Annotated in this window: 23 protein-coding genes; 10 read left to right on the top strand and 13 right to left on the bottom strand. The window is 65.1% G+C overall.

Going from position 1 to position 26,316, the window contains the following annotated elements; genetic code table 11:
* Positions 1 to 11 precede the first annotated feature (11 nt).
* From N5B55_RS00700 to N5B55_RS00670, 7 genes are read right to left on the bottom strand one after another with little or no spacing between them, the layout of a single operon-like run.
* Positions 12 to 2,006, bottom strand: a complete 1,995-nt coding sequence (locus N5B55_RS00700; protein WP_304538839.1) for an acetyl/propionyl/methylcrotonyl-CoA carboxylase subunit alpha — start codon at positions 2,004 to 2,006, stop codon at positions 12 to 14.
* Between the two features lie 3 nt (positions 2,007 to 2,009).
* Positions 2,010 to 3,167, bottom strand: a complete 1,158-nt coding sequence (locus N5B55_RS00695; RefSeq protein ID WP_304538838.1) for an acyl-CoA dehydrogenase family protein — start codon at positions 3,165 to 3,167, stop codon at positions 2,010 to 2,012.
* 57 nt (positions 3,168 to 3,224) lie between these two features.
* The gene (locus N5B55_RS00690) at positions 3,225 to 4,844 is read right to left on the bottom strand and encodes an acyl-CoA carboxylase subunit beta (RefSeq protein ID WP_304538837.1); all 1,620 of its coding nucleotides are present in this window, start codon (positions 4,842 to 4,844) and stop codon (positions 3,225 to 3,227) included.
* A complete protein-coding gene (locus tag N5B55_RS00685; protein WP_304538836.1) occupies positions 4,831 to 5,718 on the bottom strand; it encodes an SDR family oxidoreductase in 888 nt (295 codons plus the stop codon). Before N5B55_RS00685 ends, N5B55_RS00690 begins: the two co-directional genes overlap by 14 nt.
* 40 nt (positions 5,719 to 5,758) lie before the next feature.
* On the bottom strand, positions 5,759 to 6,913 hold the full coding sequence (locus tag N5B55_RS00680; RefSeq protein WP_304538835.1) for an acyl-CoA dehydrogenase family protein: 1,155 nt from the start codon (positions 6,911 to 6,913) through the stop codon (positions 5,759 to 5,761).
* A 14-nt stretch (positions 6,914 to 6,927) separates the two neighbouring features.
* Positions 6,928 to 8,700, bottom strand: a complete 1,773-nt coding sequence (locus tag N5B55_RS00675; protein ID WP_304538834.1) for an acyclic terpene utilization AtuA family protein — start codon at positions 8,698 to 8,700, stop codon at positions 6,928 to 6,930.
* A gap of 1 nt (position 8,701) precedes the next feature.
* Complete coding sequence (locus N5B55_RS00670; protein ID WP_304538833.1) at positions 8,702 to 9,481, bottom strand: enoyl-CoA hydratase/isomerase family protein; 780 nt, start codon at positions 9,479 to 9,481, stop codon at positions 8,702 to 8,704.
* Between the two features lie 273 nt (positions 9,482 to 9,754).
* Here N5B55_RS00670 and N5B55_RS00665 point away from each other — a divergent pair, with 273 nt between their 5' ends.
* Genes N5B55_RS00665 through N5B55_RS00655 form a run of 3 tightly spaced genes read left to right on the top strand, consistent with a single transcriptional unit; the run spans position 9,755 to position 13,469 of the window.
* Positions 9,755 to 12,034, top strand: coding sequence for a TonB-dependent receptor (locus tag N5B55_RS00665; RefSeq protein ID WP_304538832.1), 2,280 nt, complete (start codon positions 9,755 to 9,757; stop codon positions 12,032 to 12,034).
* Positions 12,034 to 12,795, top strand: coding sequence for a tetratricopeptide repeat protein (locus tag N5B55_RS00660; protein WP_154206202.1), 762 nt, complete (start codon positions 12,034 to 12,036; stop codon positions 12,793 to 12,795). The genes N5B55_RS00665 and N5B55_RS00660 overlap by 1 nt, the downstream gene beginning before the upstream one ends.
* Positions 12,786 to 13,469, top strand: a complete 684-nt coding sequence (locus N5B55_RS00655; protein WP_304538831.1) for a Fe2+-dependent dioxygenase — start codon at positions 12,786 to 12,788, stop codon at positions 13,467 to 13,469. The genes N5B55_RS00660 and N5B55_RS00655 overlap by 10 nt, the downstream gene beginning before the upstream one ends.
* 624 nt (positions 13,470 to 14,093) lie before the next feature.
* Here N5B55_RS00655 and N5B55_RS00650 read toward each other — a convergent pair.
* Entirely contained in the window at positions 14,094 to 15,248 is a 1,155-nt protein-coding gene (locus N5B55_RS00650) for an AAA family ATPase (RefSeq protein ID WP_304538830.1), read from the bottom strand.
* 92 nt (positions 15,249 to 15,340) lie between these two features.
* Complete coding sequence (locus N5B55_RS00645) at positions 15,341 to 16,267, bottom strand: alpha/beta fold hydrolase (RefSeq protein ID WP_012760934.1); 927 nt, start codon at positions 16,265 to 16,267, stop codon at positions 15,341 to 15,343.
* A 136-nt stretch (positions 16,268 to 16,403) separates the two neighbouring features.
* Here N5B55_RS00645 and N5B55_RS00640 point away from each other — a divergent pair, with 136 nt between their 5' ends.
* The 3 genes from N5B55_RS00640 to N5B55_RS00630 all read left to right on the top strand — a co-directional run bounded on the left by N5B55_RS00640 (position 16,404) and on the right by N5B55_RS00630 (position 19,711).
* Positions 16,404 to 16,952 carry a type 1 glutamine amidotransferase domain-containing protein gene (locus tag N5B55_RS00640; protein WP_012760933.1) on the top strand — a complete coding sequence of 183 codons (549 nt, stop codon included), beginning with the start codon at positions 16,404 to 16,406 and terminating at the stop codon, positions 16,950 to 16,952.
* A 100-nt stretch (positions 16,953 to 17,052) separates the two neighbouring features.
* Complete coding sequence (locus N5B55_RS00635; protein WP_065860209.1) at positions 17,053 to 18,036, top strand: NAD(P)H-dependent flavin oxidoreductase; 984 nt, start codon at positions 17,053 to 17,055, stop codon at positions 18,034 to 18,036.
* A 211-nt stretch (positions 18,037 to 18,247) separates the two neighbouring features.
* Positions 18,248 to 19,711: a DUF1254 domain-containing protein gene (locus tag N5B55_RS00630; RefSeq protein WP_304538829.1), complete on the top strand. Its 1,464-nt coding sequence runs from the start codon at positions 18,248 to 18,250 to the stop codon at positions 19,709 to 19,711.
* Between the two features lie 69 nt (positions 19,712 to 19,780).
* Here the strand turns inward: N5B55_RS00630 and N5B55_RS00625 are convergent, their stop codons facing one another.
* A complete protein-coding gene (locus tag N5B55_RS00625; RefSeq protein ID WP_254659174.1) occupies positions 19,781 to 20,260 on the bottom strand; it encodes a hypothetical protein in 480 nt (159 codons plus the stop codon).
* A gap of 322 nt (positions 20,261 to 20,582) precedes the next feature.
* Here N5B55_RS00625 and N5B55_RS00620 point away from each other — a divergent pair, with 322 nt between their 5' ends.
* From N5B55_RS00620 to N5B55_RS00610, 3 genes are all read left to right on the top strand, one after another.
* A complete protein-coding gene (locus N5B55_RS00620; RefSeq protein WP_304538828.1) occupies positions 20,583 to 21,458 on the top strand; it encodes a LysR substrate-binding domain-containing protein in 876 nt (291 codons plus the stop codon).
* A 167-nt stretch (positions 21,459 to 21,625) separates the two neighbouring features.
* Positions 21,626 to 22,210 carry a helix-turn-helix domain-containing protein gene (locus N5B55_RS00615; RefSeq protein WP_304538827.1) on the top strand — a complete coding sequence of 195 codons (585 nt, stop codon included), beginning with the start codon at positions 21,626 to 21,628 and terminating at the stop codon, positions 22,208 to 22,210.
* Positions 22,210 to 22,758 carry a GNAT family N-acetyltransferase gene (locus tag N5B55_RS00610; protein WP_304538826.1) on the top strand — a complete coding sequence of 183 codons (549 nt, stop codon included), beginning with the start codon at positions 22,210 to 22,212 and terminating at the stop codon, positions 22,756 to 22,758. Before N5B55_RS00615 ends, N5B55_RS00610 begins: the two co-directional genes overlap by 1 nt.
* A gap of 8 nt (positions 22,759 to 22,766) precedes the next feature.
* Here the strand turns inward: N5B55_RS00610 and N5B55_RS00605 are convergent, their stop codons facing one another.
* The 3 genes from N5B55_RS00605 to N5B55_RS00595 form a co-directional block, all read right to left on the bottom strand.
* Positions 22,767 to 23,624 (bottom strand): PhzF family phenazine biosynthesis protein, encoded by an 858-nt coding sequence (locus N5B55_RS00605; protein WP_304538825.1) that lies wholly within the window; start codon positions 23,622 to 23,624, stop codon positions 22,767 to 22,769.
* Between the two features lie 133 nt (positions 23,625 to 23,757).
* Positions 23,758 to 24,186 (bottom strand): acyl-CoA thioesterase, encoded by a 429-nt coding sequence (locus N5B55_RS00600; protein ID WP_304538824.1) that lies wholly within the window; start codon positions 24,184 to 24,186, stop codon positions 23,758 to 23,760.
* A 38-nt stretch (positions 24,187 to 24,224) separates the two neighbouring features.
* Positions 24,225 to 25,079 (bottom strand): 3-hydroxybutyryl-CoA dehydrogenase, encoded by an 855-nt coding sequence (locus N5B55_RS00595; RefSeq protein ID WP_304538823.1) that lies wholly within the window; start codon positions 25,077 to 25,079, stop codon positions 24,225 to 24,227.
* A 176-nt stretch (positions 25,080 to 25,255) separates the two neighbouring features.
* Between N5B55_RS00595 and N5B55_RS00590 the strand changes: the two genes are divergently transcribed.
* Positions 25,256 to 26,188 (top strand): LysR family transcriptional regulator, encoded by a 933-nt coding sequence (locus tag N5B55_RS00590; protein WP_065860203.1) that lies wholly within the window; start codon positions 25,256 to 25,258, stop codon positions 26,186 to 26,188.
* The last annotated feature ends 128 nt before the right edge of the window (positions 26,189 to 26,316 follow it).

The raw sequence follows: 26,316 nt of genomic DNA, 5'->3' as shown, positions 1-26,316 counted from the left end.
CAATGCAGCCGTCAGGCCGCGGCAATCTCCATCAACAACCCACCAGGCGCAACCTGGGCCCCGACCTGGGTGAACAGCCCCTTCACCTCGCCAGCGAGCGGCGCGGCAATGCTGTGCTCCATCTTCATCGCCTCGACCACCAGCAGCACCTGACCGGCGCTGACTGCCTCGCCTTCGGCCACGTGTACGGCAACCACGCGACCGTTCATCGGTGCACTGATGCGGCCGCTGCCGGTTTGCGCGCCGCTGCGCTCGGCCTTGGCGTAGGTGGTGTCGATGGCGGTGTGTTCGATGCCATTCAGCACGAAGTGGCAAGCGCCGGCCGTGACGGCGTAATCCACCGCGTCAAACGTGTCGCCGAGCGCCAGCGTGATGCGACCGTCGCCCTCTGACACAAGCGCCCCCTGCGTGGCACCGCCGTCCCAGGTCACCTCCCATTGCTGCGCACCGAGCGCACGCACGCGCATGTCGATGACTTCACCGTCGAGCGTGAAGCGGCACAGCGTGGGATACGTGCGGCTGCTGGCCCAGCCATGCAGCTCTGCGGGATAGCGGCGTGCGGCGTCCTGGCGCAGGTACGTGAGCAGCACGGCAGCGGCCTGGCAGACCGCGGCGTCGGGTACGGGCGCCTGCCGCGTCGCCGCCGGGAAATGGCGGTCGATGAACGCCGTCGACACATCGCCGGCAAGAAACGCCGGATGCGCCAAGCAGTCGCGCAGAAACGCCCGGTTGGTCGGCAAGCCAAGCAGCAGGCAATCGTCCAAGGCGTGCGCAAGACGCCGGCAGGCATCGGCGCGGTCGGTGCCGTGCGCGACGATCTTGGCGAGCATCGAGTCGTAATAGGGCGAAACGACGAGCCCGTCGGCCAACGCGTGGTCCGTGCGCACGTTTCCGGGCGCACGCCAGCGGGCGACGGTGCCGCTTTGCGGCAGGAAATTCTGCTGCGGGTCTTCTGCGCAGAGCCGCACTTCGATGGCGTGCCCACCTTGCGCGCGGCGTGCATCGATGGAGTCTTGCGCAAGCGGCAGCGGCTCGCCCAGCGCTACGCGCAACTGCCACTCGACCAGATCGACGCCGACGATCGCTTCGGTCACCGCATGCTCGACCTGCAGGCGCGTGTTCATCTCCATGAAGTAGAACGCGCCGTCTGGGGCGAGCAGAAACTCCAGCGTGCCCGCTCCCACGTAGCCGATGGCGCGTGCCGCCGCCACCGACACCGCGCCCATGCGCGCGCGTAGTTCGTGCGATATGGCCGGTGACGGCGATTCTTCAATCACCTTCTGATGCCGGCGCTGCACCGAGCAATCGCGCTCCCCGAGGTGGACCACATTGCCGTGCGTATCGGCAAAGACTTGAATCTCGATGTGGCGCGGCTCGACGATGGCTTTTTCGAGGATCAACTCGCCCGAGCCGAACGCGTTCTCCGCTTCGGAGCGGGCAGACTGCAGCGCCGCCGCAAAGTCCTCCGCCCGGTCTACGCGCCGCATGCCGCGCCCACCGCCACCAGCGGCCGCCTTGATCATCACCGGGTAGCCAATCCGAGCGGCTTCCTCCGTCATGCGCTCGGCGGATTGATCTGCGCCTTGATAGCCCGGCACGCACGGTACGCCGGCGGCTTCCATGAGGCGCTTGGCGCCGGCCTTGTTGCCCATTGCGCGGATCGCATCTGCGGGTGGGCCGATGAAGACGAGGCCGGCATCCGCGCATGCGCCGGCAAAGGCATCGCTCTCGGCCAGAAAGCCATAGCCTGGATGGACCGCCTGTGCGCCCGATTTGCGCGCGGCCTCCAGCAACGCCGCAATGTTCAGGTACGAAGCCTGCGGTTGCGATGCGCCAATCGGCAATGCCAGATCAGCCGCGCGGCAATGCGGCGCATCGCGGTCAGCGTCGGAATACACGGCAACGGTGCGCATGCCAAGGCGACGCGCCGTGCGCATGATGCGCAAGGCGATCTCGCCCCGGTTGGCGATGAGGACCGAGCGGAAGGCGGCATGCGGGGCGGCCATCGTTCAGCCCTTCTTGCCCGGCAGCGTGTTCATGTATTTGCAGATGATGCCGAGCATCACCTCGTCCGCGCCGCCGCCAATGGAGCCCAGGCGCCCGTCGCGGTAATAGCGCGAGACCGGGTTGTCCCACGTGAAGCCCATGCCGCCCCAGAACTGCAGGCAGGCATCGGGCACGATGCGCGCGAGGCGCCCGGCCTTGAGCTTGGCCATCGATGCCAGCTCCGTCACGTCCTGCCCGTTGATGTACAGGTCGCAGGCGCGATACGTGAGCGCGCGCAGCGCTTCCACCTCCGTCTTCAGCTCGGCCAGCTTGAAGTGCACCCACTGGTTGTCGAGCAGGCTGGCGCCGAAGAGCTTGCGCTCGCGCGCGTACTCGGCGGTGGTCTCGATGCACATCGTCATCGTCGCCAGGCTGCTGGCCGCGGCCCACAGGCGCTCTTCCTGGAACTGCAGCATCTGGTACGTGAAGCCCTTGCCTTCCTCGCCGATGCGGTAGCGCTGCGGCACGCGTACGTCGTCAAGGTAGATGAGGCCCGTGTCCGACGAGTTCATGCCGATCTTGCGGATCTTCTTGCCGACCGACACGCCCTTCGTGTTCATCGGCACGATGATGAGCGACTTGTTGCGGTGGGCAGGGTCGTCCGACGTGTTGGCCAGCAGGCACATCCAGTCAGCTTGCAGGCTGTTGGTAATCCACATCTTGCTGCCGTTGATGATGTAGTCGTCGCCGTCCTTGCGCGCGGTGGTCTTGATGCTCGCCACGTCGGAGCCGGCGCTCGGCTCCGATACGCCAACGCAGGCCACCGCATCGCCGCTGATGGCGGGGGCGAGAAACTGTGCGCGCAGTTCGTCCGAACCGAAGCGCGCGAGCGCGGGCGTCGCCATGTCGGTCTGCACGCCAATCGCCATCGGCACGCCGCCGCAGTGGATGTGGCCAAGCGTTTCGGCCATTGCCATCGCATACGAATAGTCGAGGCCCAGGCCGCCGAATTCGGTCGGCTTGGCAATGCCGAGAAAACCCAGCTCGCCCATCTTCTTGAAGAGCTGCTTGGCGGGAAACATCTCGGCCGCTTCCCATTCATCCACGTATGGGTTGATGTCGCTGTCGATGAAGCGTTTCAGGTTGCGCTGCAGTTCCTGGTGCTCGTGGGTGAAGTGCATGGTGTCTCGCTCCGTTGTCCTGGTGTGCTGGGCTGTTCGTGTATGGGTTCGGGGTAGCTACGGGCGCGCAACGCCAAACTGGATCGGATGCAGCGTTCGCCTGCGCGCTTCGTCGCACACGCCAAGCACGCAGGCGAGCACCTTGCGCGTATCGCGCGGGTCGATCACGCCGTCGTCCAGCAGCCGCCCCGAAATGGTGAACGCGTCGGACTGCCGCTCGAACGTGTCGATCACCTTGGCGCGCATCGCTTCAATGGCGTCATGGTCGACGGTCTGCGTCTTGCGTTGCATGCTCGCGGCCATCACCGTCGCCATCGTGCCGGCGGCCTGCTCGGCGCCCATCACGGCCGTCTTGGCGTTGGGCCAGCTGAAGCAGAAATCCGGAAAGAAGCCGCGCCCCGACATGCCGTAGTTGCCCGCCCCGAACGACGCACCGCAATGCACGGTGATGCGCGGCACGGTGGCGTTGGCCATGGCCTGGATCATCTTCGAGCCATGCTTGATCATGCCGGCCTGCTCCGACGCCTTGCCGACGATGAAACCGGTGGTGTTTTGCAGATACAGCAGCGGCGTATCGGACTGGCAGCAGGCCTGGATAAAGTGCACCACCTTGGTGGCGCCCGCCGGGTCCAGCGGCCCGTTGTTCGTGATGACGCCGACGCGCATACCGCAGATGGCCGCGTGCCCGGTGACGGTGCCGGGGCCGTAGTCGGGCTTGAACTCCAGGAAATCCGACCCGTCGGCAATGCGCGCAATCACCTCGCGCATGTCGAGCGGTTTGCGATGATCGGTGAGCGCAATCCCAAGCAGTTCTTCCGCATCAAAGCGCGGCGGCGCGTATGGCCTGTCCGGTGTCGGCACATCGCGGTTCCAGTCGAGCGCGGCAACAACTTCGCGCGCGATGCGCAGCGCATCGGCGTCGTCTTCGGCCAGGTATTCGGCCAGGCCCGAGGTGGTGGCGTGCATCTCGGCCCCGCCCAGCTCTTCTTCGGTGGCGATCTCGCCCGTGGCGGCTTTCAGCAACGGTGGGCCGGCGAGGAAGGCGCGCGCCCGGTCGCGCACCATCACCACGTAGTCCGACAGGCCCGGCATGTAGGCGCCGCCCGCCGTGCTCGAACCATGCACCACGCTGATCACCGGAATGCCCGCCGCCGACAGCCGCGCGAGCCAATAGAAGCCGCTGCCGCCGTGGATGAACGTCTCCACGCGATAGGTCAGCAGGTTGGCGCCGGCCGATTCGACAAGGTGGATGAACGGCAGCTTCTGCTCCAGCGCAATGGCCTGCGCGCGCTGGAACTTCTCGATGCCCATCGGCTGCACGGCCCCTGCGTCGATGCCCGCGTCGTCGACGATGATCATCGCGCGCACACCGCTCACCCAGCCGATGCCCGCGATGAAGCCTCCACCGGGAATCGAGCGCGTCGGGTCTGCGTGGTCGAGGCAAAAGCCCGCCAGCGTCGACAGCTCAAGAAACGGCGCGCCGGCATCGAGCAGGCGGCCCAGCCGGTCGCGCGGCAGCAGTTGCCCGCGCTGCGCGAAGCGCGCGCGCGAGGCTTCGGACTTGTCGCGCGTGCGGTCTTCCAGCGCGCGCAACCGGCCGACGAGTTCCGTGAGCGCAGCATGGTTCTGCCGATACGCGTCGCTCTGCGGCACGATGCGCGATTCAAGTGCCGGCATGGCGGTCCTCCTCGCCTTGCAGCACCTTGGGCGTCACGGCCAGGTGGAAGCCGTTGAACGGCTCGGCACCATGGCGCGGAGCCGGCATCGGCGAACCGGGCCGCACGTTCGGGCGGCCGCCGTCCACGCGCAACGTCGTGCCGGTAATGAACGCAGCGGCTTCCGAGAGCAGATACACGATGGCCGAAGACACTTCCGCCTCGGTGGCAAAGCGACCAAGCGGCACGGTCGAAGGCATGCTGCGGATGGTCTCGGCCATCCACGGCGGATACGCATCCATGCCCGACGACGCCACGTAGCCCGGCGCCACCGCGTTCACGCGCACGCCGTACTGCGCCCACTCGAACGCGGCCGTCTCCGTGAAGTTGACCATGCCCGCACGCGCCGCACCGGAGTGGCCCATGTTCGGCATGCCGCCCCACATGTCGGCCACGATGTTGACGATGGCGCCGCCGCGCTGCTGCATCGCCTGGTTCAGGCACTCGCGCGCCATCAGGAAGCCGCCCGTCAGGTTCGTCTGCACGACGGCTTCCCAGCCCTTGGCGGAAATGTCCTTGAGCGGGGCCGGAAACTGCCCGCCCGCGTTGTTGACCAGCGCGTCGATGCGGCCGTGTTCGCCGTAGATGTGCGCGACGGTCGCTTGCACAGCGGCCTCGTCGCGGATGTTGCAGACGTAGGCGTGCGCGGTGCCGCCGGCTTCGACGATCTCCGTGCGCACGGCGGCGAGCTTCTCTGCATTGCGCCCCACCAACGCGACCGCCGCGCCCAGCGACGCCAGCTCATGCGCGGTGCACCGGCCGATGCCGCTGCCGCCACCCGTCACCACGGCCACTTGGCCCTGGAACAGCCCCGGTCGAAAGACTGAGCGATACATGGTGTTCTCCCCTGAATGCGCGCGTTACGTCCTTAGGCCCTTAGACCCAGCCGAGTTGGCGCGCGGCAAGGTCGCTGAGGACTTCCTCCGCCCCGCCGCCGATCATGTAGACCTTCACTTCACGATAGATGCGCTCCGACTTCGTGCCGCGCATGAAGCCCATGCCGCCGAGCAGTTGCACGGCAGTGTCGGCGCAGAATTGCAGGCCTTGCGTGGCGAAGTTCTTCAACATGCATAGTTGCGCGACCGGCGCATCGCCGGCCTGCATGCGCCGCATCAGGTCTTCAAGCAAGGCGCGCGTGGCTTCGATGCGCGTGGCCATCGCCACCAGCTTCTGGCGCGCCACCTGGTGCTGCACGAGACGCTTGCCGAAGGTTTCGCGCTCGGTGGCCCATTCCACGGCTTCGGTCAGACACGTGCGCGCCAGGCCGTAGGCCTGCATCGCCAGCGCCAGGCGTTCGTGGTTGAAGTTGCGCATGACCAGCTCGAAGCCGCGGTTTTCTGCGCCGAGCAGGTTGCCGACCGGCACGCGGCAATCATCGAAATGCAGTTGAGCGGTGTCGGAGCACCACCAGCCCATCTTCTTGAGCGGCGTGCGCGTCAGGCCCGGCGTATTGCCCTCCACCAGCAGCACGGAGATGCCACCTGCCCCCGCCCCGCCGGTACGCACCGCCACGGTGATGTAATCGGCGCGCATGCCGGAGGTGATGAAGATCTTGCTGCCGTTGACGACGTAGTGATCGCCGTCGCGCACCGCGCGCGTGGCGAGGTTGGCGACGTCCGAGCCGCCCGAGGGCTCGGTGATGGCGAGCGCGCTGATCTTCTCGCCCGCCAGGATTTGCGGCAGCACACGCGCCTTCAGTTCTGCCGATCCGCCCGCCACGATGGGCGGTGCACCGATCGTGTGGCTGAACAGCGATGCGAGCAAGCCGCCGCTGGCCGCCCGCGTCAGCTCTTCGATCATTGCCAGTTCAAGAAACAGGTCGCCCGGCGTGCCGCCGTATTCCTCGGGGAAACCGATGCCAAGCAAGCCCAGGTCGGCCGCCTCCCGATACAGCGCACGCGGAAACGTCTCGGCCTCTTCCCACGCCTCGATGTGCGGCAGCACGGCGTTGTCGACGAAGCGGCGCACGGTCTCGCGAAACGTTTCGTGCTCGGCATCGAAGCAGTCGGACGGGAGCAAGCCTGGGTACATGATCGCCTCGTCAATCAAGGGTGGTCGACCGGGACGCGCACCGGCATCGTCAGCAGCACCTGCGCCATGCCCTTGCCGAGCGGGTCGTTTCGCAGCGATGCCATGCCGCCACCGCCCAACGCCTGTTCGCACACGAAGTTGAGGGCGTGGATGCCGGGCAAGTCGTACCGCGTCACACGCCCCTTCACGACGTGCGCGAGATACGCGGCGACGGCCTCTGCGGTCAGTTGCGCGCGCAGCAGCGGCAGGTCTTCGGGCCGACGCGCGATGACGCCGATATTGGAGGTGTCGCCCTTGTCGCCGCTGCGCGCATAGGCGAGTTCGATGAGAGCCACCCCGCGCGTCGGGCCGGGAGGCAATGCAACGGAGGCCTGCACCGCAGTTGATGGTTCAAGCGCGGCGCCACCCGTTGGCACGGCGATGTCGAAGCTTTCCTCGCCCAGCAACGTCACGCGCGGCTGCACGCGCGCCTTGTCGATCAGGAAGGCGTATTGCTTGATGGCAGGCACCACGCTCGGCCGCCCACCTGCGCCCGTCGTGCCGGGCGCCCACGACGTGCCGGCCGGGGCGATTTCGCGCGCGAACAGTTCCAGCGCCTGCTTGTTCGGATGCATCACCGCCAGCCACATCACCGATTCGAAACGGGGCACGCAGGGCTGATGCGGCCCGAACAGATATGCCGAACCCAGCGTCTCGATGTGCGTTGCGCTGTAGCCCGGCAGGCCGAGCTGGCGGAACAGGCCACGGGTGCGCTCCAGAATCGCCTCGGCGGTGCGGCGCGCCTTCCGATCGGCGTCGATACCGACGATGGTAAGTTGGCCCGTCGCGCGATAGCCATCGGCATACGTTGCGCTCACCTTGTAATCGGGCGTGGGCGCGAGGCCGTGTGCACCGCGCACTTCGACGCGATGCTCGCCGGCCTGCGTCATCGTCACCTGCGTGAAGTCGCACACCACATCCGGCAGCACGTAGCGCGCTGGGTCTCCGATTTCGTAGAGCAGCTGTTCGCCCACGGTCGCGGGCGTCACCAGCCCGCCCGTGCCGTGGGGCTTGGTGACGATGAAGCTGCCGTCGGCCCGGCATTCGACGATCGGATAGCCGCTGTGCGCCCAGTCGGGCACGGCTTCCCAATCGGTGTGCAGGCCGCCCGCGCCTTGGCAGCCGCATTCAAGGATGTGCCCGGCGAGGCTGCCGGCGGCGAGTCGATCGTAGTCGTCGATCGCCCATCCGAAGTGGTGCATCAACGCGCCGAGCGTGACGGCGCTGTCGACGCATCGCCCCGTGATGACAACCTGCGCGCCCGCATCCAGCGCTGCCTTGATCGGCAATGCGCCGAGATACGCATTCGCGCTGACCACCTTATCGGGCAAGGGGCGGCCGCTTTGCAATTCGCGCACGCCTTCATCGCGCAAGGTGGGCAGCAGCGGCATGACGTCGTCGCCTTCAACCACCGCAATGCGCACGCTCACGCCCAGCTCATCGGCCAACGCCTGCAGCGCCGCAGCGCATCCGCGCGGATTCACGCCGCCCGCGTTGGCGATGATGCGGATGTTCTGCGCCAGCGCATCCTTGAGCACCGCGCGCATCGCCACGCTTACGAAGTCGGTGGCATAGCCCGACTCGGGGTTTTTCATGCGCGCGCTGGCCAGCAGCGACATGGTCAGCTCGGCCAGGTAATCGAAGACGAGGAAGTCGATGCGGCCGGAGGCCACCAGCTGCAGCGGCCCGGTCACGCTGTCGCCCCAGAAGCCGCTGGCCCCGCCGACGGAAATGGTGTCTTTGCGCATGTCAGCGGCCCGTCCAGTTGGGCGCGCGCTTTTCCCGAAAGGCGGCTTGGCCCTCCTGCGCGTCTTCGGTCAGGGCGAACAGGCCGATCTGGCTTTCGGTAAATGCAATGGCCTGCTCGAAGCTGAGCGATTCAACCTGCTTGAGCGTGTACAGCCCGCGCCGGATGGCCGACGGCGATTTGTCGACCAGCCGCGCGAGCAATGCGTCGACTGCTGCATCCAGCGCTTCAGGCTCCGCGACTTCGTTGACGAGGCCGACTGCGAGCGCGCGGTCTGCGTTCATCGGTTCGCCCGTCAGGCACAACTCGTTCAGCACGCTGCGCGGCAAGTGGTGCTGCAGCACGGCCAGCACCTGCGCCGGAAACACGCCGACCTTCACTTCCGGGAGCCCGAACGTGGCGCGGCGGCTGGCCACCGCCAGATCGCACATCGCCAGCAAGCCCATGCCGCCCGCCATGCACGCGCCGTTCACGCGGGCGATGAGCGGCACGGTGCAGCGGCGCGCCTGGCGAAACAGATCCGCCAGGGCCTGATGCGGCTGGGAATAGTCGAAGCGAAAGGACTGTCCGGTCTGCAGATCCGCGCCGGCACAGAAGGCACGCATGCCGGTGCCGGTCAGCACCACGGCGCGCACAGAAGTGTTGCGGCTGGCGTCAGCCAATGCAGCTGTGAGCGCTTCAAGCACGGCGGCGCTGATCGCATTGCGGCGATCTTCGCGCTGAATGGTCAACCACAGCGCCTGGCCGCGCCGCTCGATGAGGAGTTCCGGGTCCGTGCTCACGCGATGCTCGCCTGGAAAAGGGATTCGGTTGGAGAACCTGCCCGGCAATACTAAATCATTTGATTGAAAAAATGAAAGCGTTCGCGTGCCATTGCCCTCAACAATTTTCTACAGCGGCACGGGGGCCTTCTAACCCCATGATTTATATGACGATCCTGCTGCAGCCGTAAGCAATTTGCCAGCCGGCGCATTGACTCGTTCACATGTAAACGATAACAATTCTCATTTACAACAAACATGTGACGAAAACTTTCAGGGGAGTGGCACCACGTCATGTCTGCAGCACAGATCGAACGCAAGCGCACCGAACTTTCGGTGGTGGGTTATCTGACCGGCGCGATGAGCTTCGCCGTGGTTTCAGCGCCGGCACTGGCCGACACGAAGAAAGACGCCGTGTCCGCCACCCTGCCCGAGCAGACCGTGACCGGCACCAACGGCTTCAAGGCGGATGCGGCCTCGGGCGGCAAATTCACCGCGCCGCTGCTCGATACGCCCAAGTCCGTCACGGTGATCCCCGCTGAGGTATTGCAGGGCACCGGCTCGGTCACGCTCACCGAGGCGCTGCGCACGGTGCCGGGCATCGCGTTTGGCGCCGGCGAAGGCGGCAACCCCGTCGGCGATCGTCCGTTTATCCGCGGCTACGACGCGCAGGCCAGCACCTTCCTCGACGGGCTGCGCGACATCGGTGCGCAATCGCGCGAGATGTTCAACGTGGAATCGGTGGAAGTCATCAAGGGCCCGTCGGGTGCGTATGAAGGCCGCGGCGCGGCAGGCGGGGCGGTCAACATCGTCACCAAGACGCCGAAGCTGGAGCACTTCACCGAGGGCACGCTGTCGGTCGGCAACGCGGCGTACAAGCGGGCCACGGCCGACGGCAACTACCAGATCGGCGAGCACGCCGCGTTCCGCCTGAACGCGATGGCGCACGACGCCGCCGTTGCGGGCCGTGACGTGACGAGCTTCAGCCGCTGGGGCATTGCGCCGTCCATCGCCTTTGGGCTGGGCACGCCCACGCGGGCGACGCTGTCGTACTACCACCTCCAATCGAACGACACGCCCGACACCGGCATTCCGTACAACAACGGCACGTTCAACCGGCGCACCGACGGCCGCCCGCAGCTGTTCGGCCCCGGCGACGGCGCGCCCGTGAATGTCGACCGCAATGTCTACTACGGCCTGTCGCGTGATTTCCGCCGCGACCGCGTCGACATGGGCACCTTCACGCTGGAGCACGATGTGTCGAGCGCGCTGAAGCTGCGCAACACCATGCGCATTGCCCGCACGAGCCAAGACACGATCTGGACGCAGCCCGACGACAGCCAGGGCAACATCTACTACGGCATGGTCTGGCGCCGCGCCAATTCACGCTATTCGGTGGCCAACACTGTCGCCAACCAGACGGAAGCGACCGGCAAGTTCATCACCGGCGGCCTCAAGCACAGCTATGCGGCCGGCCTGGAGTTCTCGCGCGAGCGCAGCCGCAACGACACCTACAACGTGGCCACCGGCAGCAACCGCTGCCCCAACGGCATCGGCGCGGCGGGCGGCTACAACTGCGCGGATCTGTTCAACCCAAACCCGAACGACCCATGGGCCGGCAGCATCAAGCTCAGCAACAATCCGGCAGAGACGACGGTGCGCACGCAATCGGCGTATGTGTTCGACACGATCGAGCTGTCGCCACGGTGGCAAGTCAACGGCGGGCTGCGCTTTGATCGCTATTCGGCATCGGCCACCACGTCGGCGAATGCGCAAGGCGTGCGTTCGAGCTTCTCGCGCGATGACAACCTGCTGAACTACCAGCTGGGCCTCGTGTTCAAGCCTGCGCAGAACGGCAGCATTTATCTGGCGTACGGCACATCGTCGACACCATCGGGGTCGGTGGCGGGCCAGGGTGCCGATACCAGCGCGCTCACGCCTGACCGCTCCGGCAATCGCGGGGACGTGCTCGCCCCGGAAAAGAACCGCGCCTACGAACTCGGCACCAAGTGGAACGTGCTTGACAGCAAGCTTGCGCTGACTGCCGCCATCTTCCGCGTTGAAACGACGAATGCACGCATCGTGCTGCAGGACGGCACCGCTGCCATGGCTGGCAACAAGCGCGTCGACGGCTTCGAGCTAGGTTGGTCGGGCGCGCTGACCAACCGCTGGCAGGTGTTCGGGGGCTACACGTATCTGAAGAGCGAACTGCGCAACAACGGCGGCGCCGGCGCAGCCTTCGGCGGCACCAACGGAACGGCCTTCCCCAACACGCCAAAGAACAGCTTCAGCCTGTGGACGACCTATCAGCCGATGCCGAAGCTCACACTCGGCGGCGGCGCGTATTACGTCTCGAAGGTGTGGGGCAGCGCCAACCCCGCCAACCCGAAGTGGGTGCCGGCCTACTGGCGCTTTGACGCCATGGCAGCCTACCGCATCGACAAGCACACCACGCTGCAGCTGAATGTGCAGAACGTGTTCGACAAGGTGTACTTCAATCAGGCGTATGCATCGCATTACGCATCGCTGGCGCCGGGCCGCACGGCCATCCTGACGCTGGGCATTCGCTACTGATGCCGGCCGACGCTGCAACCGCCGCAGCCGCCGGAGCCGATCCTGCGGTGGTCGATGCCATCCACGCCGTGCTGACCGGCCCCGCTGACCGCGCCGCGCGCTGGCTGGCGGCAGCCGCCCGGCGCGGGCACGCGGAAGCGCAGGCCATCTTCGGCCAATGGCTGCTCGATGGCCGCGGCGTTGAACGCAACCCGGCCGAAGCGTTGTTCTGGTTCAAGACGGCCGCGCTGGCGGGCCATGCCATGGCCGCCAACATGCTCGGTCGCTGCTATGAGCACGGCTGGGGCGCGCCCGCCTGCGACAAGACCGCCACGCACTGGTACGCCCGCGCTGCGGACGCCGGCCTCGACTGGGGCCAGTACAACTACGCGACGCAGTTGCTACTCGGGCGCGGCATCGCGGCAGACCGCGCTCGCGCGTTCGCACGCTTCCAGGCTGCGGCCGCGCAAGGGCACGCCAAGTCGATCAACGTGCTGGGCGGCTTCTATGAAGACGGCTGGGAGGTCGATGCCGACACCGCGATGGCCCTGCGCTGCTATCTGCTTGCTGCAGAGGGCGGCGACTTCCGCGGCCAGTTCAACGCTGCGCGCCTGCTCGCACTCACCAACCGCGCAGACGACGCCCTCGCCTGGATGCAAGCCGTACCGCGCACCGCCACACCGGCCTTCCTCGCGAAGGCCCATGACTTTCTCGCCGGCCATCCCGATGCGCGTCTGCGTGCGCTGGCCTGCGTGCTGAACACCCCTTCTCCATGTTGCTGAAGATTCCCAACGTCCTGACCAAGGAACAGGTCGCGCAGTGCCGCGCCACGATCGACGCTGCCGAGTGGGTGGACGGCAAGGTCACGGCTGGCGCCCAGTCGGGCCAGGTGAAGCACAACATGCAACTACCCGAAGGCTCGCCGGCTGCGCGCGAGGCCGGCACCTTGATCCAGGATGCGCTTTCCGCCAATACGCTGTTCTTCTCCGCCGCGTTGCCGCTCAAGGTGTTTCCGCCGCTGTTCAACCGGTATGCGGGCGGCCAGACCTTCGGCAACCACGTCGACAACGCCGTGCGCCATCTGCGCGGCACCGCTTTCCGCATCCGCAGCGACCTCTCCTGCACGCTGTTCCTGACCGAGCCCGAAGACTACGACGGCGGCGAACTCGTCATCGACGATACCTTTGGCGAACACCGCGCCAAACTTGCGGCGGGCGACATGGTGCTCTACCCGAGCAGCAGCCTGCACCGCGTGACGCCGGTGACGCGCGGTGCGCGCGTTTGCTCGTTCTTCTGGTTGCAGAGCATGGTGCGCAGCGATGCGCATCGCACGCTGCTGTTCCAGATGGACACGGAACTGCAGCGGCTGATGGGGCTGCTGGGGCAGGACGACCCGTCCGTCATTGCGTTGACGGGGACGTATCACAACCTGCTGCGGGAGTGGGCTGAGTTGTAAGAACATGGTCCCTGATCCTGCGCCCGACCTCAGTTATTCAATCCAGCAGTTCTCGAAGCCGGACTCTCGCCCTCTGCAGACTAGGTGAGCGTTCCGCCGCCCGACTCGCATTCCAACTTTCGCGTACCCATGCGCAAAGTCGAGCGTTATAACCCAGACCCTGCGACGCTACAGTCCCTGCCTGTATGACAAGATCGTCTCGAACATCTCGAGGCGCTCTTCGAGCAATACGCAAGAGCTCCTGTTTGGGGTCTGCCAAGGTATCCGGGGCATCAGGCAGCTTGGGGGTTTTAGGGCCAAGCAGTCCTCGCATTGCGTGGTGATCAGCTAGAAGCCACGACTCGATTTCACGAACTGCCACCCGAAACAGAAATGCAGGTGGTTTCTCCCGCTGCCCCAGCCATTCTCGCATCAAAACTGAGGGGCACTCCATTCGGTCCAAGTCAGTGATTAAGAGAACAGGTTGGGTATGAGCCATCTGGCAAAAATTTGGAATACGGCTCCTCAGATATCCGTTGCCCCCTCGCCTTAGTTTGGAACCAACTTCCAAACCAATTTCATCGGCAAGGCACATCCCGACCTGCTCACTCAATTCGTCCTCTGTCGCGAGCACTATCCAAACCATCACCAGAGCCCCAATTGAGCTGCTGACGATGGATGCGTTTTTGGCAGAACAACCTCTGCAACGGACAATCCATGCTCAAGAGAGAATCTCTCTTTTTCATTTATCGGCCGCACCATGGTTCCATTCCCCGTCGGATCAAGTAGCAGTACTCCGCGACCATCGATCCCGGGGTTACTAAGTAACGCCTCGCTATGTGTGCTAATTAAAACTTGGCGTGATCGCTTCTTTCGGTCGCGCTGTACTCGTTGAAGTAGATTGGGAATCTCTCGTACTATCGCGTCATTCAGCGACAGCTCCGGTTCTTCGAGAAGAAGCAGAGAGTCTCCTTCGAGCAATACCCAAAGCAGTCCTAGCAGGCGCAACGTACCGTCTGAGAATTGTTCTTCTCGTTGCCACCCTGCGTTGGGTCGGTGATGGGTGTACATTGCCTCTAGGTGGGGGCGCCCGTTGACTTTATCGGGGACGAAGTGCAGCTCCTTGAATTGGGGCACAGCCAAAGCAAGTGCAGTCTGAATTTTCTTCAAACGCGAATCGCGGACCTTTGGGGCGGTTTTCGCGATGCGCTCAAGGAACCCCTGCCCAAACGGGTCTTCCTCCAGCCGCTGGCCGCCGATCTGATCACCGTATTTGAGCAACTGGGGTACCAAGTGCAGATAGGTAGCCTCACCAAAAAAAATAGCCAGGTCACGAAACTCCGTATTGACTTGAATCTGCTCCAGTGCAGTTTGTGTCAAACGCATAGCGTCCCGCTTGTCCCCCGGATCGGGGCGATTCAGTAGGCGCACTCCTTTGTGCCACACCTGCTCATCTGAGATCAATGTACGTTGCGCGCCCTTTCCCTCTGATTTAAAGCCCAATATGTACTTCCACATCGGCTCATCGTCAGAAGTTTCGGCTAGCGTTACCTCGATCCGCACCTCAGGATCCCGGCGGGCATGCAAGCAACGGAGCTTTTGGATTCCCCCGCGGTCATGAATAGCTTTCTGAAGTCCGCCGCCTTGAGGCTTGCTGATATCACGGAGAAACCGGAAAACATCCAAGAAGTTCGATTTGCCCGATGCATTCGCCCCCAGGAGATAAGTTCTCTCACGAAGGGGGACATCAACATCACGGAAATTCCGCCAGTTCTTGAGTCGGAGGTGTGTCACTACCATGTCTTTTACCTTGGGTTTCTATACAACCATATCTGGTACAGGGACAAGCGCTGCTCAAATGTCGAAGGATACCTTGGAGCACATAGCTCGGATCAGGCGAAGTACGCGCGCATCTCCTCGAGCAAGGCCTCCGGCGCTTCCTCCGGCACGTAGTGCCCGCACGGCACCGTTCCGCCGCTCACGTCGTCCGCCACCGCTTTCCACAACTCCAACGGCTTGAAGCAGCGTTGGATCACGCCATGCTCGCCCCACAGCACACGCAGCGGCACGCTCACGCGCTTGCCTGCGTCGCGGTCGGCGCGATCATGTTCGAGGTCGATGGTGGCGGCGGCGCGGTAGTCCTCGCACATGGCGTGCACGCAGGCGGGCTCGCGCATGGCAGCGGCGTAGGTCGCCATCGCCTCCGGGGCGAACGGTTCGAGCCCTGCGTGGCGCAGGCCCATCAGCTTGCCGATGTAGAAATCGGGCGTGGCGTTGATGAGCGTTTCAGGAAACGGCGACGGCTGGATCAGGAAAAACCAGTGCCAGTAGGCAGACGCAAACGCCATGTCGGTGTTTTCGTACATCGCCAGCGTGGGGGCGATGTCGAGCAGCATGGCGCGCTCGACGTGGACGGGGTGATCGACACACAGCCGATGCGCCACACGCGCCCCGCGGTCATGCGCGCACAGCCGGAAGCGGCCGAAGCCGAGCGCGCGCATCACCTCCACCTGGTCCTGCGCCATGGTGCGCTTGCTGTATTCCGCGTGCCGGGCGCTGCCGGCCGGTTTGGACGAGGCGCCATAGCCGCGCAGATCGGTCGCGACGACGGTGTAATCGTGCGCCAGTTCCTGCGCGACCTTGTGCCAGATCACATGGCTTTGCGGATGGCCGTGCAGCAATAGCAGCGGCGGACCGCTGCCGCCGATCACCCCCGCAATTTCCACCCCGTTGGCCACCTGGCGAAACGGACGGAAGCCGGGAAACAGCGCAGCATCTGCGGCAGCGGTGGCGGCATCGATGGAAAGCGGCGTGGTCATGCAAGTCTCCGGGGATCGATCGTGGTTGAAGTGATGCGTGGCGAATGCTCCGCATGCTAGCGCAGAGCGGGCACGTGCGTTGCGAAACCATCCACTGCCGCTCTCTTCTTTCGATGTCCCTGATTAGGAGTTCACCATGACCCAATTGCATGACTTGCGCATCGCCATCCTCGTCGACGACCTGTTCGAGCAGGCCGAACTGGCCAGCCCCCGGCAGGCGCTGGAAGGCGCCGGTGCCACGGTCAGCATCATTGCGCCGAAAGGCCCCAGCGTGACGGGCCTGCACCACGCCGACAAGGGCGATACGTTCAAAGTGGACCTGACGCTGGACCAGGCCAAGGCAGAAGACTTCGATGGCCTGGTACTTCCGGGCGGGGTCTTCAATGCCGATGCGCTGCGCGTCGTGCCCGCCGCACAGGCATTCGTGAAAGCGTTCGAGGATGCGCAGAAGCCCATCGCCGTGATCTGCCACGGGCCGTGGCTGATGGTGTCTGCCGGACTGGTGCGGGGCCGCACGCTGACAAGCTGGCCGACGCTGCAGGACGACATCCGCAATGCCGGCGGCACGTGGGTAGACCGTGAAGTGGTGACCGACCGCAACTGGGTCAGCAGCCGCAAACCCGACGACCTGCCTGCCTTCAACCGTACCTTCATCGAACTGCTGGCGCAGCACGCTCACGTCTGAGCCCTGCGGCGTGACCGCGCACGGCGGCGTGCGGGATCGTTCCTATAATCGGACGACAGGCTCTGCCCTGTCGTGCCGGTTCGCCAAACCAGGAGACGTCATGCCCGCCGCCAAGCATCTTCCGCCCGCGCTGCAGCACCTGACGCTGCCCGTCATCGGTTCACCGATGTTCATCGTCAGCTATCCGGAACTGGTGTTGGCGCAATGCAAGGCCGGCATCGTGGGGGCATTTCCGGCGCTCAATGCGCGCCCGGCCGAGGTGCTGGACGACTGGCTCACGCGGATGAACGAGGAACTGGCGACGTACCGCACCGCGCATCCGCACGAAGTGGTAGGGCCGATCGCCGTCAACCAAATCGTTCACCACTCGAATGCGCGGCTGGAGCAGGACGTGGCCACCTGCGTCAAGCACAAGGTGCCGATCTTCATCACCTCGCTGCGCGCGCCCGTCAAGGAGATCCTCGATGCCGTGCACAGCTACGGCGGCATCGTGCTGCACGATGTGATCAACCTGCGCCATGCCGAAAAGGCCCTGGAAGCGGGCGTCGACGGCCTCATCCTGGTGGCTGCTGGGGCGGGCGGGCATGCCGGCACGCTGTCGCCGTTTGCGCTGGTGGGCGAGGTACGGCGCATCTTTGACGGGCCGATCGCGCTGTCGGGCGCCATTGCCACGGGCGATGCCATCCTGGCCGCGCAGGCCATGGGCGCCGACCTTGCCTACATCGGCACACGTTTCATCGCCAGTCAGGAGGCCCACGCCGCCGAAAGCTACAAGCAGGCCATCTTGCGCGCGGCCGCGTCGGACATCATCTACACCAATCTCTTTACTGGCGTGCACGGCAACTACATCCGCGAAAGCATCGAACTCGCAGGCTTGGACCCAGCCGCCCTGCCCGAGGCCGACAAATCGAAGATGAACTTTGGCGACAGCAGCTCGCGCGCCAAGGCATGGAAAGACATCTGGGGTGCCGGCCAGGGCGTGGGTCAGATTGCCGATCTGCCGCCCGCCGCCGAAATCGTGGCGCGCATGAAGGCCGAGTACGACGCGGCAAAGTTGCGTCTTGCGCTGCACCTGCGCCTCTGAAACGCAGCTGCGCAAACCCACGCATGCGTGCCCCGCTGCACTTGAATTGACTTGCGCTGCCAGCGCTTCTACATTCCAAAGATTCAAGATACGACATGCGCGGCGCCGCGGGATCGGCAGTCGCGCAACCGTATGCGCAGGCATCCGTGGGGGGATGACCGACAGGCGTCTGCTTTCCTGTTGCGCGCACCGACGACAAAAGGAGAACAAGATGACGCACTGCCCTGCGCCCGCGCGCCCGCTTACCCAGCTGGCCGCCGTGGCGCTGAGCGTGGTGGCCTGGGCGATCACCCTGGGCCTGGCCGGTTGCTCTGCCCAGAACACCGCAACCACGGCTCCCATCGAACAACGTCTGCCGCAGCCGAACGAAGCGCTCGTGCGCTCGGCTTACGTCTACGCGTTTCCGTTGATGATGACCGACGCGCTGCTGCAAACCACGTCCGCGCTGGCGCCCGCCGGCACGTTCATGCATCAGCGCACGCTGGAAGACGAAACCCTGCCGACCGGCGTGCGCGCCCGGGTAGACGTGCTCGCCAGCAGCGCCTTCGTCGATTTGCGCAACGGCCCGGTCGTCCTGAGCCTGCCCGAGGCCGGGCGCCGCCACATCTGGGTGGCGCTGCACGACGGATGGAGCGACGTGTTCGAGTCACTCGGCAACCGCACCACGGGGCCGCGGGCCGCGCACTACGCCCTCACGCCGCCTGGCTGGGAAGGCACGCTGCCGGCCGGCGTCAAGCAGATTGCCGCGCCGACCAATCTCGTGTGGGTGGTCGCTCGCACGCAAGTCGCCGGCCCGCGCGACCTTGCCGCCGCGCGCCGCGTGCAGGACCGCTACCGCATCACCGCGCTGGACGCCTTCGGCAAAACGTCCCTGCGTGAGGCCGAAGCCGAGGCCAAGGTGAACACCGACAAGGCCACCGACCTCGACGTCAGCGTGGAGGCGGCCCGTCGCCGCGTCACCGCGCTCGATGCCAATAGTTACTTCACGCGCTTTGCCGAGCTGCTGAAGGACAATCCACCGCACGCGGCCGATTCGACGATGCTGCAATCGCTGCGTGATCTGGGCATCGTGCCCGGTGCGCCATTCGACGCCAAGGCAGTAAGCGCCGCCAACCTGAAGGTGATGGATGGCGGCGTGGCGGCAGCGCGGGAGACCCTCTCGCTGGCCGTGAAGCAGCCGTCCATCACGCAGAACGGCTGGTTCATCCCGCGCATGGTCGGCGCCTATGGGCTGGACTACGCGCAGCGCGCCATCGTCGCGTGGAACGGCGGCGGCACCGACCTGCCGCAGGACATGCTCGTCGCCACCGCAAAGACCGACACCAATGGCATGGCGCTGGACAGCACGCACCGCTATGTCCTGCATTTCGAGCGCAACCAGCTGCCCCCGGAGAACGCCGGCTGGGCCATCGCCGCGTTATCCGCCGGCGTGCAACCGCGCAGCGCTGCGGAGCGACCGAGCCTGCGCAACATGCTGAGCGAAGCCGACCACCCGCGCCTGAACCGCGACGGCTCGCTCGACATCCTGATCCAGCGTGCGCCGCCCAAAGGCATGCGCAACAACTGGCTGCCGCCGCCCACCGGACCGTTCCTGCTGCGCATGCAGCTTACGTGGCCGAAGGAGGCGGCGCTTGACGGCTCGTGGCTGCCGCCGACCGTGCAGCTGCGGTATTAGCAGATACCACTCGCCGACCGGGCGGGCGGGGTGCGGGTGATGCATGTGTCTGCGCACGCAGCGGGTTGCTTACGGCTGCCCCTTGCAGGCACTCGCACATAGCGCCGCATCCACAACTGTAAAAAAGCCTTCATAGACGTCCCGCTGCAGCACGGTCTTCGTACGTGCATCGCCGTTGCTGTCCCACACCGTCCTGTCAAACCTCGCGCGCACAAGCGTTGTCTGCCCGTCCGCACCAGCCTTGACAGCCACGACCGCTGATATACGTTCGTGATCGGGCTTGGCCGGAAACATGCCGCTGTAGTTTTTGAGCAGGCCGCGCATCAGTTGGCGCCACTTCGGTACCAGCGTTTCGCTATGCCCTGCCTCTACCAGCCCGGTTTCGTTGTCGACCGACACGGGCGCGTACCCCATGTCCGACAAGGCTTTGCCCACCGCGTGCAGCACATCGGAAGGGTGATTCGCGTACGTCCGATCTCGCATCGTGCGCAGGCTCTGTTGCTCCGTATTGGTCAGGTCCACACTGACCTGGCGGGAGCTGTATCGCACCAGCGTGCCACCCCTCCCGGTCACACGTTCGTTCGCAGGCGGCCCTGAGCAGGCGATCAACATGAGGTGGGCAGCGGCCACTGCAAGCCATCGGGTGGCTGAACGCGGACATGGCGGCGCCCAGTCACGAGACGGAACGGGCCACCGCGCTAGGGGCTGCTCCGGTGCTTTACGTAGGCTGGGTAATGCAATCATCATCTTCCGGTCCTGTGTGGCGCCTATGATAGAAAGCCTGTTTCTTCACCACAAACGAGTTTTTTTACCAGACGCTTTAGCTGTTCTTTGACATCGCGCCATGCGCCGACTCCCTCCTCTCAATGCTTTGCGCAGCTTTGAAGCTGCTGGACGCCTGAAAAGCCTGACCCTTGCCGCCCGAGAGTTGAACGTGACGCAAAGCGCGATCGCACAGCAGATTCGCGTGCTTGAAACGTTCTTTGGGCAGAAGCTCTTCGAGCGTGATGGACGATCGCTGCGCCTCACGCTGCGGGCGCGGCACTACTTGGTCGACGTCGCCAGTTGCATTGGCCGCCTGACCGAGGCCACGGAACACATGTTCGAAGCGCCAGACCGGCGCCAGATCCGGGTCAACACTTCATCGTCGTTCGCTCATGGCTGGTTGCTTGGACATTTGGCTCATTTTCATGCGCAGCACCCAGGCATCGACATTGAGCTGATATCCACGCCTGACGCCGAGGTCGATCGCATCGACGAATCGAGCGACGCGGTGATTCGACGCTACACGCCGGAGTTGCGGCGTCGCGGATTCGTGTCGAAGCCGCTGGTGCCAAACGTAGCGGTACCGGTCTGCGCACCGCATCATCCTGCGCTGGCGGCCGTGCATGCGCCGTCTGACTTGCGTCATGCCCCGCTGCTGCACTACGCCGGCTTGCCGCAGGCGTGGCAGTACTGGTTTCACCAGGCAGGGATCCCGATCGGCGAGACGTTGCGCGGGCCGTTCTATGACGAATTCGCCCTGCTGGTAAAGGCTGCGATCAGTGGATTGGGGATCTGCCTGGCCCCGCGGGTCGTCATTCAGGATGACGTCAATCGCGGACGTCTCGTCATGCTGTTTCCCGAGGTCAGGCTGGAAGGGCCGCCCTTTCATTGCCTGTATCGCCAAGCCGCTGACGACCAGCCGCTTAACCTATTCATCGCCTGGCTCTTCGAGCGTGCCGGCAGCACTCACGGGTCTGCGTAGCGCGTGCGGGGCGCGCCCGGTTACAGCGGAATCCCGTGGCACCGATCGAGCGCATCGCCATTTTTTGACCACCATCCACCGCGGCACCCCAGCACGGGCCAGGCAAGATCAGTCGCTGGTCTCAAATTCCAGTTTACTAGAAAAGCATTTCCACTAAACTGGATGACATGGACATCCATCAACGTATCGCCCAGCGCCTGCGCGAACTGCGCGACGCCCAGAGCCTCTCGCTCGACGCGCTGGCCGAACGCAGCCAGGTCAGCCGATCGGCCATCTCCCTGATCGAGCGCGGTCAGAGCAGCCCGACCGCTGCGGTGCTCGATCGGCTCAGCTCCGCGCTGGGCGTGACGCTGGCCTCGCTGTTCGAAGACGGTGCGGCGCCGGCCGTGGAGCCCTCGCCCGTATCGCGCGCGGCGGAGCAGCCGGAGTGGACCGACCCCGCCTCCGGCTACGTGCGGCGCAACCTGTCGCCGGCAGCGCGTTCGCCGCTGCAGCTCGTCGAGGTCCACTTTCCGCCCGGCGAGCGCGTCGCCTATGACACCGGCGCGCGCGATGCCGAAATCCACCAGCAGGTTTGGATCATCGAAGGCACGATGGAAATGACCGTGGGCGACGCGCACTGGCGCCTCAATGCAGGCGATTGCCTGACCATGCGGCTGGACCGCCCGATCGTCTATTACAACCCCACGCGGCGGCCAGCCCGCTATCTCGTCGCGCTGACAACCGTGTCCGCTGGCCACTGGAGACCTTGATGAGCGACACCCTGACCATTCGGCGCGTGGGCGCCAACGAGGCAAGCGCGTGCGTGGATGCGTTGGCCGATCTGCTGATCGATTGCGTAGAGGGTGGCGCTTCCGTCAGCTTCATGTCGCCGTTGTCTCGCGACAAGGCGCAGGCGTTCTGGCGCAATGTGGCCGAAGGCGTGACGCGCGGCGAGCGCGCCCTGCTGATTGCCGAAGACGCGGCGGGCGACATCCTGGGCACGGTGCAGTTGGTGCTGGCGCAGCCGGAAAACCAGCCGCACCGTGCGGACGTCGCGAAGATGCTCGTGCATCGCCGCGCGCGCCGTCAGGGTGTCGCGCAGCGGTTGATGGCCGCCATCGAAGATGAGGCACGCGCCGAGCGCAAGACGGTACTCGTGCCCGACACGGTGACAGGCGGCGATGCCGAGCGGCTATATGCGCGCGCCGGCTGGCAACGCGTCGGCGTGGTGCCCAACTACGCGCTGATGCCCGACGGCGCGTTCTGCGGGACGACGTTCTTCTGCAAGCAGCTCACACCGTCTGCCAGCGCCGCCTAGTCAACCGATCAAATCGTCAACGTGCCGCGGCCGATTTCGATCACGCGGCCGCCGACGTGGATCGTGCCGTCGGCATCCACCCGCAGCGTGAGGTGGCATGGGCGCCCGACTGCTGCGCCCTGCTCGATGCGGTAGGTTGCCGGCAAGGCATGGCCCGTTGCGCGCAGCCAGCCGCCCAGGTTGGCGCACGCCGAGCCGGTGCCGGGGTCTTCCCAGAGGCCGGCACCGTATTCGAAGAAGAAGCGCGAGACCACCGGGCCGTCGCTGCCGGGCGCGGGCATGGTGAAGACGTAGGCATTGCGCCCATCATTGCGGCTGCGCGGCCACGCGTCGAAGGCTGAGGGGTCGGGCCGGGCACGCTCCACATCGGCGCGCGTCTTGACCGGCACCATCAGTTGCTCGATGCCCGCGTCAATCCACAGCGGCGCGCCCGCCAGCGCATCGGCGTCCAGCCCCAGCATCTTGGCAATGCCCGGATCGGCTTCGAGCGTATTCAACGCGCCCGAACGCGGCGGCACGAGCGACCACCCCTCGTCCTGCGCCGTCAGCGACACGATGCCCGACTGGCAACGCAGCGTCAGTTCGTTACCGGGGCCATACAGCTCGCGCACCACCTGCGCGGTCCCCAGCGACGGGTGGCCGGCAAACGGCATCTCGTAATCGGGCGTGAAGATGCGGAAGCGCGCCGTGGCGCCATCGGCCTCGTCGGGAAAGATGAAGGTGATTTCGGACAGGTTGAACTGGCGTCCGATGGCCTGCATGGTGGCGTCGTCCAGGCCGCGGCCGTCTTCAAACACGGCGAGCTGGTTGCCGCCAAAAGTGGATTCGGCAAAGACGTTGAGCAGGCGGAAGGCGTAGCGCGACATGGTGGCGTCCGAAGTGTTGGGGAAGAAAAAAAACGGTCTGGCGATGCGTCATCTTCAACGCACCGCCACACCGTCTCCATGCACACTTGCAGACAGTTTGCGCGAATCCGGCCTGACAGTTGGCGGACAGCCGTTACAGCAGCCGATAGTCGTCCGTACGGGGCGTGCGTTCCATCACGTCGAACAGCGCCGGAGGTGGCGCGGCAACTTTGCGCTCGGCAAGGTCAAACCACGCGCACATGCTGGTGATTTCGGCACACAGGTCGCCCGCTTCATCGCGGATGCGGTTGACCATGATGAAACGCGAACCGCGCTCGTTGCGGCCAGCGGTCTCCACGCTGACGGTAAAGGTGTCCATGAGGCGCAGTTCCTTGCGGTAGCTGACGCGATCTTCGAACACCACCGGCCCGAGCTTGTGCTGCGCAAAGGCCTTCGGCCCGAAGCCCTGCTCGGTCAGAAAACGAAAGCGGCTGTGCGACGCGTAGTCGATGTAGCGCGTGTTCTTGAGGTGCTGGTTGCCGTCCAGGTCGGCCCACAGCACCTGATACGGATAGATGGACATGGACGGCTCCGATGCGGTGTGAGACGGAGGGGGAGGGTTCACTTGCGATAGTCGTACACGCCACGGCCGGTCTTGCGGCCCAGGTAGCCGGCGGCCACCATTTCGCGCATCAGCATGGCGGGGCGGTATTTCGGATCACCGAATTCGGTGTACAGGACTTCCATCACGGCCAGCATGGTGTCCAGGCCGATCATGTCGGCCAGCGCCAGCGGGCCGATCGGGTGATTGCAGCCGAGCTTCATGCCCTCGTCGATCTCCTCCGGCGAAGCCAGACCCTCGCCCAGCACGCAGAACGCCTCGTTGATCATCGGACACAGGATCCGGTTGACGACAAAGCCCGGGCTGTTCTTGACCGTGATGGGCGTCTTGCCGAGCTGCTTGGCCAGCGCTTCGACCGCCGCGTGCGTCGCATCGCTCGTCTGCAGGCCGCGGATCACTTCCACCAGCGCCATCATCGGTACGGGGTTGAAGAAGTGCATGCCGATGAAGCGGCTGGCGTCTTGCAGCACGGCGGCCAGCTTGGTGATCGAGATCGACGACGTGTTCGACGCGACGATGGCATGCGGTGCAGCGGCAGCCTCGAGCTGCTTGAGGATCTTCACCTTCAGGTCGAAGTTCTCGGTGGCGGCCTCGATGACGAGGTCGGCGCGCTTGAGCTCGTCGTACGAAGTCGAGCCCTGAATGCGGGCGAGCGCGGCGGCCTTGTCGGCTTCGGTCAGTTTTTCTTTCTTGATGAGGCGGTCCAGGCTGCCCGCCACGGTGGCAATGCCCTTCTGCACGGCGGCATCGCTGATGTCCACCATCACCACATCCAGCCCGACCACGGCGCACGCTTGCGCAATGCCGTTGCCCATTGTTCCGGCACCGACGATGCCGACGACTTGAATTGCCATGAACTGCTCCTCGCTTGGTATGGGAATGAGAGATGGGAATGAAACAGATTGCAGAGGATAAACGACGCGATGACGGGCAGAAAAGCCTTGCTGACGGTTACGTCACATTCCACCGGATCGCCGTATGATGACCGGCGTCGCGCCGCTCTCTCATCTCCGGCGCAAGGACGCTGCAAATGGACCGTTTTCTCAGTATTGAAGCCTTCGTGCGCGTGGCAGAAACGCGCAGCTTTGCCGAAGCCGCCCGGCAGTTGGGCGTGACCAACTCGGTGGTCACCAACCGCGTGCAGCAGCTGGAGCGCTTTATTGAAGCGCCGTTGTTTCACCGCAGCACGCGGCATGTGCGCCTGTCCGAAGTGGGCGAAACCTACTACAAGCAATGCGCCGAAGCCGTCTGCATGCTGACGGATCTCACCGACCAGATGCGCGGCCTGCGCGCCACGCCGGCCGGCAAGCTGCGCATCCGCATGCTGCCCGGATACGCGCTCAGCCACTTTGCCGAACCGCTGGCCCGGTTCGGTGCGCAGTACCCCGATATCCAGCTCGACGTGGTGGTCGACGACAGCGTGGTCGACCCGATTGCCGAAGGGTTCGACGTGGCGTTCCAGATCTTCCCGCCGATCAACGATTCGCTGATCGAGCGGCGCCTGTTCACGCTGCGGCGCATGTTCTGCGCCACGCCCGCGTACATCGAGGAGTACGGCCTGCCGCAGCAGCCAGCCGATCTGCTGCAGCATTCGCTGGCGCTGTATTCCGGCTACCCCACACGTAAGCGCTGGGAGTTCTCGCGCAACGGCGAAACCCTCCCCCCGATGGATCTGCCCGAGCAGGTACGCTCCAACTCCGTGCATCTGCTGCGCGACTACGCCCTGACCAGCGCCGGCATCGCCTGCCTGCCCACGCTCGTCATCAGCGATGATCTGGTCGCCGGGCGGCTGGTGCCGGTGCTGGCCGATTACGACCTGACACCGCTGCATTTCTCGGCCGTGTATCCGGCGACGCAGCGGCAGGCAGTCAAGGTCTGTGCGCTCATCGATTGCCTTGCCAGTCACCATGCTGGCGAGCTGGCCTGGGATAAGCCCTTGCTCGAGCGCGGCTGGATCCGCTGAAGGCCGCGCGCGCCGGATCCCAAGACCGGCGCGCGGGTTCAGGGTACCGGCGCAATGTTTCGGAACGTCGCGACGATTGTTCGGCAATCGCAAAAACTGCACTCGCCGATTGAGGCGTTGCGCCCAGA

The organism is Ralstonia pickettii (genome assembly GCF_030582395.1).
GTDB classification, from domain to species: domain Bacteria; phylum Pseudomonadota; class Gammaproteobacteria; order Burkholderiales; family Burkholderiaceae; genus Ralstonia; species Ralstonia pickettii_D.
The sequence above is the reverse complement of the archived record's forward strand: the minus strand, read 5'-3'. Positions and strand labels throughout refer to the sequence as shown.

Excerpts from the sequence above, each read along its gene's own strand:
- N5B55_RS00700 (WP_304538839.1), bottom strand. The coding sequence starts at position 2,006 with ATGGCCGCCCCGCATGCCGCCTTCCGCTCGGTCCTCATCGCCAACCGG.
- N5B55_RS00695 (WP_304538838.1), bottom strand. The coding sequence starts at position 3,167 with ATGCACTTCACCCACGAGCACCAGGAACTGCAGCGCAACCTGAAACGC.
- N5B55_RS00690 (WP_304538837.1), bottom strand. The coding sequence starts at position 4,844 with ATGCCGGCACTTGAATCGCGCATCGTGCCGCAGAGCGACGCGTATCGG.
- N5B55_RS00685 (WP_304538836.1), bottom strand. The coding sequence starts at position 5,718 with ATGTATCGCTCAGTCTTTCGACCGGGGCTGTTCCAGGGCCAAGTGGCC.
- N5B55_RS00680 (WP_304538835.1), bottom strand. The coding sequence starts at position 6,913 with ATGTACCCAGGCTTGCTCCCGTCCGACTGCTTCGATGCCGAGCACGAA.
- N5B55_RS00675 (WP_304538834.1), bottom strand. The coding sequence starts at position 8,700 with ATGCGCAAAGACACCATTTCCGTCGGCGGGGCCAGCGGCTTCTGGGGC.
- N5B55_RS00665 (WP_304538832.1), top strand. The coding sequence starts at position 9,755 with ATGTCTGCAGCACAGATCGAACGCAAGCGCACCGAACTTTCGGTGGTG.
- N5B55_RS00660 (WP_154206202.1), top strand. The coding sequence starts at position 12,034 with ATGCCGGCCGACGCTGCAACCGCCGCAGCCGCCGGAGCCGATCCTGCG.
- N5B55_RS00655 (WP_304538831.1), top strand. The coding sequence starts at position 12,786 with ATGTTGCTGAAGATTCCCAACGTCCTGACCAAGGAACAGGTCGCGCAG.
- N5B55_RS00650 (WP_304538830.1), bottom strand. The coding sequence starts at position 15,248 with ATGGTAGTGACACACCTCCGACTCAAGAACTGGCGGAATTTCCGTGAT.
- N5B55_RS00645 (WP_012760934.1), bottom strand. The coding sequence starts at position 16,267 with ATGACCACGCCGCTTTCCATCGATGCCGCCACCGCTGCCGCAGATGCT.
- N5B55_RS00640 (WP_012760933.1), top strand. The coding sequence starts at position 16,404 with ATGACCCAATTGCATGACTTGCGCATCGCCATCCTCGTCGACGACCTG.
- N5B55_RS00635 (WP_065860209.1), top strand. The coding sequence starts at position 17,053 with ATGCCCGCCGCCAAGCATCTTCCGCCCGCGCTGCAGCACCTGACGCTG.
- N5B55_RS00630 (WP_304538829.1), top strand. The coding sequence starts at position 18,248 with ATGACGCACTGCCCTGCGCCCGCGCGCCCGCTTACCCAGCTGGCCGCC.
- N5B55_RS00615 (WP_304538827.1), top strand. The coding sequence starts at position 21,626 with ATGGACATCCATCAACGTATCGCCCAGCGCCTGCGCGAACTGCGCGAC.
- N5B55_RS00610 (WP_304538826.1), top strand. The coding sequence starts at position 22,210 with ATGAGCGACACCCTGACCATTCGGCGCGTGGGCGCCAACGAGGCAAGC.
- N5B55_RS00605 (WP_304538825.1), bottom strand. The coding sequence starts at position 23,624 with ATGTCGCGCTACGCCTTCCGCCTGCTCAACGTCTTTGCCGAATCCACT.
- N5B55_RS00600 (WP_304538824.1), bottom strand. The coding sequence starts at position 24,186 with ATGTCCATCTATCCGTATCAGGTGCTGTGGGCCGACCTGGACGGCAAC.
- N5B55_RS00595 (WP_304538823.1), bottom strand. The coding sequence starts at position 25,079 with ATGGCAATTCAAGTCGTCGGCATCGTCGGTGCCGGAACAATGGGCAAC.
- N5B55_RS00590 (WP_065860203.1), top strand. The coding sequence starts at position 25,256 with ATGGACCGTTTTCTCAGTATTGAAGCCTTCGTGCGCGTGGCAGAAACG.